We start from the raw sequence: 11,151 nt of genomic DNA, 5'->3' as shown, positions 1-11,151 counted from the left end.
CGACCTCTACAAAAGGCGCTGGGCCATCGAGCTGTTCTTCCGGTGGGTCAAGCAGACGCTCAAGATCAGGCATTTTCTCGGGCGCGGCGAGAACGCCGTGCGCATCCAGATCGCCGTGGCGCTCATCGCCTTCCTCATCCTGCGCCTCGCCCAGGCCGCCCAGAACGCCATTCAAAGCCCGCTCGCCTTCGCCAGGCTCGTGCGCGCCAACCTCATGCACAAAAAGCGCATCGACCGCCTGATCGAGCCACCCCCAGAGCCGTCCAAGGACCCCAACCAAATGCTCCTGCAATGGGCGTGAAATTAAACCGGACAGCCGTGGGTCGGGCCCGGCCATGACGACAGCGAGAAAGGCGCGGGGCGGACCGCCCTTGCCTAGCGCATCGTCGGGATGACGAATTCGGCGCCTTCCTTGACGCCAGAGGGCCAGCGCGAGGTGATGGTCTTGGTCTTGGTGTAGAAGCGGATGGAATCGGGGCCGTGCTGGTTGAGGTCGCCGAAGCCGGAGCGCTTCCAGCCGCCGAAAGTGTGGTAGGCGAGCGGCACCGGGATCGGCACGTTGATGCCGACCATGCCGACCTCCACCTTGGAGGCGAAATCGCGCGCCGCATCGCCGTCGCGGGTGAAGATGGCAACGCCGTTGCCGTATTCGTGGCTGGTCGGCAGATCCAGCGCCTCCTCGTAATCCCTGGCGCGCACCACGGAGAGGACGGGGCCGAAGATCTCCTCCTTGTAGATGCGCATGTCAGGGCTCACGCGGTCGAACAGGCAGCCGCCCATATAGAAGCCGTTCTCGTAGCCCTGCATGGTGAAGCCGCGCCCGTCGACGAGGAGCTCGGCCCCCTCCGCCACGCCGAGATCGACATAGGAGCGGACCTTCTTCACCGCCTCGGCCGTCACCAAGGGCCCGAAATCGGCGTCGGGATCGGTGGAGGGGCCGATCTTCAGGCTCTCCACGCGCGGCACCAGCCGCTCCACCAGCCGGTTCGCCGTCTCCTCGCCCACCGGAACGGCGACGGAGATCGCCATGCAGCGCTCGCCAGCCGAGCCGTAGCCGGCGCCGATCAAGGCGTCGACCGCCTGGTCCATATCGGCGTCGGGCATGACGATCATGTGGTTCTTCGCCCCGCCGAAGCACTGCACGCGCTTTCCGGCGGCGCAGCCACCGGCATAGATGTACTCGGCGATGGCGGAGGAGCCGACGAAGCCGATGGCCTTGATGTCGCGGTCCTCGATGATGGCGTCGACCGCCTCCTTGTCGCCGTTGACGACGTTGAGGATGCCAGCCGGCAGGCCGGCCTCCATCATCAGCTCGGCAAGGCGCATCGGCACGCCGGGATCGCGTTCCGACGGCTTCAGGATGAAGGCGTTGCCGCAGGCGATCGCCGGGGCGAACTTCCACATCGGGATCATCGCCGGGAAGTTGAAAGGGGTGATGCCGGCGACGACGCCGAGCGGCTGGCGGATGGAATACATGTCGATGCCGGGACCGGCATTCTCGGTGAATTCGCCCTTCATCAGATGCGGGATGCCGCAGGCGAACTCCACCACCTCCAGGCCGCGCTGGATGTCGCCCTTGGCGTCGGGCACCGTCTTGCCGTGCTCCCTGGCCAGAAGCTCGGCGAGGCTGTCGAACTCCTTGTGCGCCAGATCCAGGAACTTCATCAGGACGCGGGCGCGCTTTTGCGGGTTCTGCGCCGCCCAGCCGGGTTGGGCGGCCTTGGCGACTTCGACCGCCTCGTGCAGCTCGTCCTTGCCGGCCAGCGCCACCTTGGCCTGCACCTCGCCCGTCATCGGCAGGAACACCTCCCCATAACGGCCGCTGCGGCCCGCGACTTGCCGCCCGCCGATGAAATGTCCGATCTCACGCATGCTTCACTCCCTGCAAAGGACTTTGGGCGCAGTTCTTGTCCGACTGCTCGCGCCAGTCAAAGAAAAATCCGCCGCTGGCATGGTAGACCGTGCTCCGCTGGCCCCTTGCCGCGCCCCAAGCTGACAGCGCCGGCCGGCTCGCCTATCGTGCACAAAAGCACGGTTGGGGCGCCATGAGCGAGCTCTTCATCGACTTCTTCGTCACCGATGGCAGCGAGGTGAGCATCCAGCCGGCGCCGCTGGAGCGGGCATGGATGGAGGAGACGAGCGAGCGCTTCGCCTATCGCTGCCTGCCGCTGACCATCGCCAACCAGCATTGCTGGGAGGTGTTGAACCCCGCCGTATTCTCCGCCAGCTGGGACGGCGGGCCCGGCCTCGATGCCGTGCAGATCATCTACGGCGACGAAAAGCGCCCGGCGATCAGCCATTTCGGGCACGGCATCCTCACCTTCACCCTGCCCGTCCTCATCCGAACCCCGCCCGGCTTCGACCTATGGGTGATGGGGCCGCCGAACCGCCCGAAGGCGGATATCCAACCGCTCAACGGCGTCGTGGAAACCGACTGGGCGATCGCCACCTTCACCATGAACTGGCGCTTCACCCGCGCCCATACGACCGTCTTCTTCGAGAAGGGCGAGCCGATCTGCGCCTTCTTCCCGATCCGGCGCGGCGAGATCGAGACTTTCCAGCCGCGCCGCCGCTCGCTTGAGGAAGAGCCGGAGCTCGCCAGCGCCCATCGCGCCTGGGCGCAATCGCGGCGCGCCTTCAACGCCGAGCTGAAAATGCCGCGCTCGGAGGCCGCCGCGCGCAAATGGCAGCGCGACTATCATCGCGGGCCCGCCGAGAAGCTGACGCCGCCGCACCGCACCAAGCTGGGCCTGAAGAAGACGCGCCCGTGAGCCCCGTCACGCATTCTGCCCGCTCCCCGCGCGCCGCAGAGCCGCCGCAGGCCGCAACCTAGTCGATGATGATGTCGTCACCGCCCACAGGCGGAGGTGGCGGCAGTTGCGGCGGTGGCGGCGGCGGAGGAGGAGGTGGTGGTGGTGGCGGAGGAGGAGGTGGTGGTGGTGGCGGAGGAGGCGGCAGCTGACTGTCGGTCTGCGCCTCGTTGAACTTGTACCTCTGGCTGCCGGGGCCCGGCGCCGGCTGATTGAACAGCGACTGGCCGCTCTGGCCGCCGCCGCTGCCCTCAATGGCGAGCGGGTTGACCGGCGGGCCGGAGGGCGTGGAGCGCAGATAAAGGTTGAGATAGGCGAGCATCTCGTCCGGCATGCGGAAGGGCCGCGAGGGCGGCGCTCCGGGACAGGGCGTGTAGACCGCCCAATTGGCCTGCGTCACGGTCTGCGAGCCGGCGGCGTTGCCGACATCCATGATGCCGGAATTTTCCAAGGTGTTGTGCCCGCGGCCGGGACCGCGCAGGACCGAAAGAACCGCCTCGCCGGGCTCGCAGCCGGGCGGCGAGGCCAAGCCGAGCGCATCGGCGATGGCGCGCGCATCGGCGCCGACGATGGATTCCACCACGGTGCCGCGGATGCCGATGGTGGCGGCCGGCGTCTGGATGGAGACATTGGTGGGGTTGTTCTGGCCGATCTGGCCGCTCATGAAGCGGAAGGCGCCCTTGGCAACGCGCGCGCTCATCGCCCCGGCCCCGGCATCGGGATCGTAGACGAAGCGGTCGATCACCATCTCGCAGTTCTCGCCGACGGTGAAGATCGACTGGTCGATGAGGAGGATCTGCAGCGCGCTCTCCTGCTTGGTCAGCACCCGGTCCTCAAGAAAGATGCTCTCGCGCACCTGGGCGCGCCGCTGGTCGCTGGTCTGCCCACCGCGCACGAAGACGTCGCCGCGCACGGCGGCGCTGGTGCCGATCTTGGCCGCCGCGAGCGCCTCGCCGGCGCCGAGCGCCAGGGCGCTGACGCTCAAGGCCAGCGCCAGCTTGCGCAACTTTTCCCTTCCGCCCTTCGGCCTTCTCGCCATCGCCAGCTCCCGCCTCAGAAGGCAAATCGCTTGGTCACCAGCACGTCGCCGGACCAGTTATCGCCATCGTAATTCGCTATGTTGGAATTCTGCCGGTAATACTCGCCCCCAAGCTGAAAGTTCATCTCGCCGATCGGTTGCGGCAGCTCCACGCCAACCGCTCCGAAGGCGGTCTCAAGCGGCAATCCGTAGGCAAGGCGGGCGCGGAAGCGATCGTCCTTGCGCGTCACGCCCGGCAACACCGCCGGATCCGGCCGCTCGTAGTCGACACGCCAATATTGGCCCTCAGCCAGCACGTACTGGCCGCTACCGAGGAGCACGACCTGCCTGCCATGCAGCTCCAGGCCGCGATAGCTGAAGCTGGCGCTGGCGGCGTTCTTGTTGAGGAAATAGGCGGCCAGCGAGGAATTGAGCCGCTGCGACGGGCGGACGAGGAGGCCGCCCCCTGCCCTTATCTCCCAGCCGTCGCGGGCGCTGCCGACGGAGGAAAGCGAGGTGCGATGGTAGTCCTGCCAGAGCGCGGCGCCCTTGGCGAAGACGCTCAGCCGCGGATTGACGACGTAGCTGGCCTTCAGCGTGCCGCCGTATTCGTCGTAGAAGAGGTCGTCGTCGAGCACATAGGCGCCGAAACGCGCCGCCGGCGTCACGGCAAGGTCGCGGAAGACGAGCGTCGCCCCCGCCTCGGCCCGGCCCGTGAGGAAGCTAGCCTGGTCGACATGGAACTGCTCGTTCAGCCAGCCATCGACCTCGGCGAAAACGAAATCGCCCTGCCCTGTCGGCAAGGTGTGCTCCACCCGCATCGTTGCGGCGGCGACGAAGGCGCCGTCGACCCGCTCCCGCGCTGTCAGCGGCACCAGCGTGCCGGCGGTGAAGCCGTTATCGGCGGAAGAGGCGAAGGCGGGATTGGTGTCCACCGCCGCGCCGAAGGAGAGCGCCCCGGTGAACCGGGTCGTCTTCTGCCCCGATTGCGCCAGCGCCAGGTAGCGGGCGACCTCGCTCGCGTCCGCGGCGCTCAGCGGCCGGTCCTTGAGAATGAGCAGCTCGCGCTCGGCCCCCTTCAAATCGTCCAGGCGATAGAGCACGATGGCGTAGAAGAGGCGTGCCGTATCCCAGTTGGGCTCCAGTAGAAGCAGCCTCTCAAGGGCGCCGGCGCTCTGTTCCAGACGGCCGCGATCAGCTTCCTGGCGCGCATAGGCATAGGTGAGCGCCAGATCGTCCGGGCGCGCGAGAACGTCCTCATAGGTGATCGAAGCATTGCCCTGGGTGTCGGCCAGTGCCGGCAGCGCCAACGCAAATACCATTCCCAACAGCGCAAGAGCGCGGATCGGCCTGAGCATGTTGTGCATCAGCTCCGCCATGTCGAACGCTTCCCCGTCTGGAAACATTCGCCGGACATCGGCGGAAAGGCTACATTTCATTTACGAATCGCCCGCATCCACTGGCGAATCCGAAGTCCTGTGACGAAAATGGCACGCGTGCGGAAGATGAGGCAAAGGCGACGTCTGGCGGCGGTCTGGGCCGCCGGCCTCGCCGCGATGGTGGCGGTCATCGCTCTAGGGTCGGCGGGCCCCACCTCCCTGGCGCGGCTGCGCGCCTTGGTGTTCGACGGCTACCAATGGCTGGCGCCGCGCGAGACCGCCGGGGCTCCGGTCGTCGTCGTCGACATCGACGAGGCCTCCCTAAAGGCCCTCGGGCAATGGCCCTGGCCGCGCTCGCTGCTCGCCCGTCTCGTGGAGCGCATCGGCGAAGCGGGAGCGGCGGCGATCGCCTTCGACATCGTCTTTCCGGAGACCGACCGCGCCTCGCTGAAGAACGCGGTCGCCGCGCTGAGGCAGGCGGGCGCCAGGATCGAGCTGCCGCAGAACGCGGACCGGCTCGACAACGACGCCCTCTTCGCCGCCGCCATCGCCCGCAACCCGGTGGTGACCGGCCTCGTCCTCACCCAGGAAAGCAGGGCGCCGCCGCCGCCCCCCAAGACCGGCTTCGCCCTCGCCGGGACCGACCCCCAGGCCTATCTGCCGGCGCTGAGCGGCGCCATCGCCAACCTGCCGCAGCTCGATGCGGCGGCGACGGGGATAGGCTTCTTCTCCTTCCCGCCGGCGGCCGACGGGATCGTGCGGCGCCTGCCGGTGGTGGAGCATGCGGCCGGCCAGCTCTATCCGGCGCTCGCCGTGGAGGCGCTAAGGGTCGCCCAGGGCGCCGGGAGCATCGTCGTGCGCTCCACCGGCGCCAGCGGCGAGGCCGATACCGGCGCCCCGGCGATGACGGCGATCAAGGTCGGCGCCTTGGCGGTGCCGACCGGGCCGGATGGCGGGCTCTTTCTGTATTATTCGGGCGCCGGCCCGGAAGCGACGCTTGCCGCCGCCAGCATCCTTGAGGCGCCCGCGGGCGATGCCGCGCTGCGCCAGACGCTCGAAGGGCGGATCGTCCTCATCGGCACCAGCGCGGTGGGGCTGCGCGATCTCGTCTCCACGCCGCTTGCCGCCGGCGTGCCGGGCGTCTTCGTCCATGCGGAGGCCATCGATCAGATGCTCTCCGGCAGCTTTCTGGCCCGTCCCGACTGGGCGCCGGGCGCGGAGGTGAGCCTTGCCCTTTTCCTGTCGCTGCTGGTGCTTCTGGCCGTCCCCTTCATCGCCCCGGCAATCGGCGCCGTCTTTGCGGCCTTCGTCGCGGCGGCGGCCGTCGGCGTCTCCTGGTACGCCTTCATCCGGCACGGCCTTCTCATCGACCCGATCCTGCCAGCCAGCTCCGTCGCGGCCACGCATGTGGCGGCAACGGCGGTCCTGCTCGTCCTCACCGAGCGCGAGCGCCGCTTCGTCAAGAACGCCTTTTCGCACTACCTCGCGCCTTCCCTGGTGGAGCGCCTGGCGGAGGAGCCCGACAGGCTGACGCTCGGCGGCGAGACGCGGGAGCTGACCATCCTCTTCTGCGACATCCGCGGCTTCACCAGCCTGTCGGAGGGGCTCGATCCGCAGGCGCTGACCAGCCTTCTCAACGATTATCTGACGCCGATGACCGACGTCCTTCTGGCGGAGGAGGCAACGCTCGACAAATATATCGGCGACGCCATCATGGCCTTCTGGAACGCACCGCTCAACGTCGCCGCGCATCGCCGGCGCGCCACGACGGCGGCGATACGCATGCTGCGGGCCCTGGAGGCGTTCAACCAGACGCACCGACAGGAGATACGCGTCGGCATCGGCCTCAATACCGGCCCCTGCTGCGTCGGCAATCTCGGCTCGCGTACCCGTTTCAACTATTCGGCCATCGGCGATGCGGTGAACATCGCCGCGCGGCTGGAAGGGTTGTGCAAGCAATTCTCGCTGCCGCTGATCCTCTCGGAAGAGACGGCCGAGGGCGTTTGCGACCTGATGCTTCTCAAGGTCGACCGGGTGCGCGTCGTCGGCCGCGCCGCCCCTTTGCAGGTCTTCACGCTCCTCGACGAGAAGGAGATGGCGGAGGCGGCCGCCTATCAGCGTCTGCGGCAAGCCCATGAGGAGATGCTGACGCTTTATGCGCAGGCGAACGTCGCTCCGGCCAAGGCCGCCCTTGCCAGGCTGCGCGACCTGGCGCCGGCGCGGCTCGGCGGCTTCTATGACGTCTACGAAGAGCGGTTGGAAGCCTTCCAGCGGCAGCCGCCACCTCCCGGCTGGGACGGCGTCTTCGTCTCCGAGGCCAAATAGCGGCCGGCCCCGGGGGACGCGGATCGGTCGCACCGGGGTGCTGCTTGATGGGCCAAGGCCGGCAAGCCATATCCGGGATAAGGCAAACTAAGTCATTTCGTACAAAGGAAAAGCCATGAACCTGTCGAAGAGCCTGCCCGTTCTTGCCATCGCCGCCGCCTTCCTCATACCCAGCCCGGCGAGCGCCCAGGAGGCGCAGGAGATGGAAGCCCTGTTCAAGGTCAAATGCGCCGTCTGTCACGGCACGCTCGCCCCCTCCAAGGAAGAGATGGGGGCGCTCGACCTTGCCGCCTTCAACACCGGGATCAGCGAGCACCAGCCGACCGGCGGCATGGTGGAGAAGCTCAGCGAGGCCGAATTGGAGGCGCTGCACGCCTGGATGCAGGAGAGCGCGGGCGCGGAGCAGCCCGAGGGCTGAGCCGGGCGGCAATCCCACCAGAGCCGCGAGCGACCTGCGGCCGCACTTCCTGCTTGTGCAGGCGGTCATACCTTTCCATTAGATGTTAGTATCGGCGGGCCGAGCCTTGGGGGGCTCGCTAAGACAAGCTTTAAGCGAGGGCGCGATGAAATGGGGATCCTGGATCGGAGTGCTGGCCCTCGGCGGTATCGCCGGGCTGGCCGTCGCCGGCGTCACCACCGAGGTGGTGCAACGCACCGGCACGAATGAGTTCTGCATCGCCTGTCACGAGATGACCTGGCCGCAGGAGACCTATCAGCAGGAGGCGCATTTCGCCAATCCTTCCGGCGTTCGGGTGCCCTGCATCGCCTGCCATGTCGACGAGCATCCCTGGTATGATCTTCTCTGGGGCAAGGCGGCGGCCGGCACCCGGGACGTGTGGGGCCATCTCACCGGCAAGCTCGCCACGCGCGAGGATTACGAGGCCAAACGCGAGGAGATGTCGCAAAAGGTCATCGACTATCTGACGCGGACCGATTCGGAGACCTGCCGCAACTGCCATGCGGTGGAGGCAATGACGCTGGAGGAGCAGAACCAGGGCGCCAAGATGGCACACGAGCAGGCCGTCAACGCAGGCATCACCTGCATCACCTGCCACCAGGGGGTCGGACACGCACCCGCCGCGGAGGCGGCGAAGGCCGAGGAGGACAAGTCGGCCCGCCTTGCCGATCAGCCCGCCGACATGCGAGCCTTGCAGCGATAGGTCGAGACAACGAGCCCCACGCTGCCAGACCATGCGACTTCTACACATTGAGGCGAGTCCCGACCCAGCGTCGGTCACCCGCCGCCTTTCCAACGCTTTCGTGGAACAGCTGAAGGCGTTGCAGCCGGATATCGGCGTCACCTTGCGCGATCTCGTCGCCGAGCCGCCGCCCCTTCTGGATGCGGGCTGGGTGAAGGCCGACCTCGCGCAGCCGCATGAACGCGACGCCGCGATGCAGGCCGCCATCGCGCCGTCGGAAGCCTATATTGAGGACCTTTACGAGCACGACAGCTACCTGTTCTCCATGCCGATGCACAATTTCACCGTGCCGGCCAACTTCAAGACCTGGATCGACCATGTGCTGCGGGCGGGAAGGACCTTCCGCTACGGGCCCGGCGGGGTTGAGGGCCTGCTGGAAGGCAAGCGCACGTTGATCGTCACCGCGCGCGGCGGCTACTACCTTTCCGCCGACCCCGCCTCCGACTTCCAGGTCCCTTATATGAAGAAGGTGATGCGCTTCATCGGCGTCACCGACGTCGCCTTTGTCCATGCGGAGGGCACGCGCATGGGCGCGGCCGAGCGGCAGGGCGCCATCGCGGAGGCGCAGAGCCAGCTGGCGGAGCTGGCGCGCGCCTGGGCGCAGAGCCGGCCCGCGGCCGAGCCGATGCGCGGCCTCGGCTGACCGACGGAATGGCCGGGCATTTCGACACAAAGCTAACCGTCGAGCTTTCCTGCCAGGAGGTGTTCGACATGGTTTCGGACGTGGAGAGCTATGCGCAGTTCCTGCCGGGCTTCCTGGAGGCGCGCATCGTGGAGCGGCAGGGCAACGATCTGACCGTGCGCCAGCGCGTGGGCATTCCCGGCTTCACCGTCGCCTTCACCAGCTATGCGCATTTCGACCCGCCGGAGCACATCCTCATCCGCTCCTACGACAAGCCCTTCAGAAGCCTTCGCCATGAATGGTTCTTCAAGGCGCTGGAGCCGGAGCGCACCGCCGTGACCATGAGCGTCGATTTTACGCTCGCTCCCGCCTTTCTCGGCGGCTTCCGCGAGGCGCTGGTGCGCCAGTTCTACGTCCGCTCGGTCGAGGCCTTCCGCGAGCGGGCCGAGGCGCGGCGAAAACAGAAGACGACAGGCCAAGAGGAGAGCTCGGCATGAGCGAGACCGATATCGGGCGGGACGGCGATTTCTGGGGTGGCTTCTCGCGCCTTGCCGATCCGAAGATCAGCCTGACTTCGCTCGCCTCCATCTATCTGGGCGCCGCCGTCGCCTCAGTGGAGGGCGGCCTTCACTGGGGCTGGCTGATCGCCACGGCGATAACCGTCTTCGCCCTGGAAGCGGCCAAGAACGCCACCGGCGACATCTATGATTACGATTCGGGCACCGATCTGCGCGTGGCGCCGGAAGACCGCACGCCCTTCTCAGGCGGCAAGCGGGTCTTGGTGGAGGATCTCCTCACCCGTCGCCAGACCTGGGAGATCGCCATCGCCATGACGGCGCTCGCCGGCCTCCTCGGCATTTTCATCGTCGTGGCACGCGAGCCGGCCGTCCTGTGGTTCGGCCTGGCGGGCGCCCTGCTCGGCTGGTCCTATCAGGGCCCGCCCCTGAAGCTTTCCTATCGCGGCGGCGGCGAGGCGGCGGTGATGGTCGTCTACGGGCCGCTGATCGCCCTTGCCACCTATCTCATCCAGACCCATCAACTCTCCGCCGAGGTCTTCCTCCTGTCCCTGCCGCTCGGCCTCATCGTGGCCGCCTTCCTGTGGGTGAACGAATTCCCCGACTACGAGGCCGACAAGGCCTCCGGCAAGCGCAACCTCGTCGTCCAGCTCGGCAAGGAAAAGGCGAGCCAGGTGCTGCCGGCGATCTATCTTGCCGCCGCCCTCATCCTTCTCGCCCTGCCGGCGGCGGGACTTCCCAAGGCCGTCTGGCTCGGCGCCCTCTTCCTGCCGGCCGCCGCCTATGCGAGCTTCGCCATCTGGCGCGAGCCGCAGACTTTCCATCGCAAACGGCCGGCGCAGCCGGCGGCGCTGGTCGCCTTCCTGCTCTATTCGGTCGGGGCCGGCACGGGCGTCCTCATCGGCTGAGGCCGCGCGGAGGCCGCTTGCTCGCATGGCACCGCGGCGGCACCGCCTTGACCGCCCTCAGGCCTGCGCCGGGGCCGATCGGGGGTCGCGATCGCCTCGCTTGACGCCCCAGGCGCCCGACCGTATATCCCTGGCTCGTTCGGGGCTTTGCACCGCTTCGGACATGGCAGAAGGCTCGCTTCGGCCCTTGCCGCAATGGCGCCGGTCGCCAGACGGCGGAGTAGCTCAGTTGGTTAGAGCAGCGGAATCATAATCCGCGTGTCGGGGGTTCAAGTCCCTCCTCCGCTACCACATATCATTGATTTTATTGATAAATTGCCGGGAACGGAAGCTCTACCCACAATCTACCCCAAGTCGAACTGGGGTTCAGGCGTG

The 11,151-nt window shown here is 67.4% G+C and carries 11 protein-coding genes and 1 tRNA gene; 9 read left to right on the top strand and 3 right to left on the bottom strand.

What is annotated here, in order from left to right; genetic code table 11:
- Nucleotides 1-301 (top strand): IS4 family transposase (locus tag Q331_RS0115860; RefSeq protein ID WP_026381482.1); only part of this gene is annotated, 301 nt, incomplete at its 5' end.
- Nucleotides 302-375: 74 nt separating this feature from the next.
- On the opposite strand, the gene Q331_RS0115855 is transcribed toward Q331_RS0115860, so the two are convergent.
- Complete coding sequence (locus Q331_RS0115855; protein WP_026381481.1) at nucleotides 376-1,872, bottom strand: CoA-acylating methylmalonate-semialdehyde dehydrogenase; 1,497 nt, start codon at nucleotides 1,870-1,872, stop codon at nucleotides 376-378.
- A gap of 173 nt (nucleotides 1,873-2,045) precedes the next feature.
- Between Q331_RS0115855 and Q331_RS0115850 the strand changes: the two genes are divergently transcribed.
- Nucleotides 2,046-2,771 (top strand): DUF6065 family protein, encoded by a 726-nt coding sequence (locus Q331_RS0115850; RefSeq protein ID WP_026381480.1) that lies wholly within the window; start codon nucleotides 2,046-2,048, stop codon nucleotides 2,769-2,771.
- Nucleotides 2,772-2,829: 58 nt separating this feature from the next.
- Here the strand turns inward: Q331_RS0115850 and Q331_RS0115845 are convergent, their stop codons facing one another.
- On the bottom strand, nucleotides 2,830-3,849 hold the full coding sequence (locus Q331_RS0115845; RefSeq protein ID WP_026381479.1) for a FecR family protein: 1,020 nt from the start codon (nucleotides 3,847-3,849) through the stop codon (nucleotides 2,830-2,832).
- Between the two features lie 14 nt (nucleotides 3,850-3,863).
- Nucleotides 3,864-5,207: a porin family protein gene (locus Q331_RS0115840; protein ID WP_034492647.1), complete on the bottom strand. Its 1,344-nt coding sequence runs from the start codon at nucleotides 5,205-5,207 to the stop codon at nucleotides 3,864-3,866.
- A 126-nt stretch (nucleotides 5,208-5,333) separates the two neighbouring features.
- On the opposite strand from Q331_RS0115840, the gene Q331_RS0115835 reads away from it, so the two are divergent.
- From Q331_RS0115835 to Q331_RS0115805, 7 genes are all read left to right on the top strand, one after another.
- Entirely contained in the window at nucleotides 5,334-7,532 is a 2,199-nt protein-coding gene (locus Q331_RS0115835; RefSeq protein WP_026381477.1) for a CHASE2 domain-containing protein, read from the top strand.
- Between the two features lie 115 nt (nucleotides 7,533-7,647).
- Nucleotides 7,648-7,950 carry a c-type cytochrome gene (locus Q331_RS0115830; protein WP_026381476.1) on the top strand — a complete coding sequence of 101 codons (303 nt, stop codon included), beginning with the start codon at nucleotides 7,648-7,650 and terminating at the stop codon, nucleotides 7,948-7,950.
- Nucleotides 7,951-8,095: 145 nt separating this feature from the next.
- The gene (locus Q331_RS22105; protein WP_051631252.1) at nucleotides 8,096-8,692 is read left to right on the top strand and encodes a NapC/NirT family cytochrome c; all 597 of its coding nucleotides are present in this window, start codon (nucleotides 8,096-8,098) and stop codon (nucleotides 8,690-8,692) included.
- Between the two features lie 31 nt (nucleotides 8,693-8,723).
- The gene (locus Q331_RS22100; RefSeq protein ID WP_084175100.1) at nucleotides 8,724-9,374 is read left to right on the top strand and encodes an FMN-dependent NADH-azoreductase; all 651 of its coding nucleotides are present in this window, start codon (nucleotides 8,724-8,726) and stop codon (nucleotides 9,372-9,374) included.
- An 8-nt stretch (nucleotides 9,375-9,382) separates the two neighbouring features.
- Nucleotides 9,383-9,850, top strand: a complete 468-nt coding sequence (locus Q331_RS0115815) for a type II toxin-antitoxin system RatA family toxin (protein WP_026381475.1) — start codon at nucleotides 9,383-9,385, stop codon at nucleotides 9,848-9,850.
- On the top strand, nucleotides 9,847-10,776 hold the full coding sequence (locus Q331_RS22095) for a prenyltransferase (protein WP_051631250.1): 930 nt from the start codon (nucleotides 9,847-9,849) through the stop codon (nucleotides 10,774-10,776). Before Q331_RS0115815 ends, Q331_RS22095 begins: the two co-directional genes overlap by 4 nt.
- Nucleotides 10,777-10,990: 214 nt before the next feature.
- A tRNA-Met gene (locus Q331_RS0115805) sits at nucleotides 10,991-11,067 on the top strand.
- Nucleotides 11,068-11,151: the final 84 nt, after the last annotated feature.

It is taken from the genome of Afifella pfennigii DSM 17143, from assembly GCF_000688515.1.
Classification (GTDB): domain Bacteria; phylum Pseudomonadota; class Alphaproteobacteria; order Rhizobiales; family Afifellaceae; genus Afifella; species Afifella pfennigii.
This window is presented reverse-complemented; position numbering and strand designations above follow the sequence as displayed.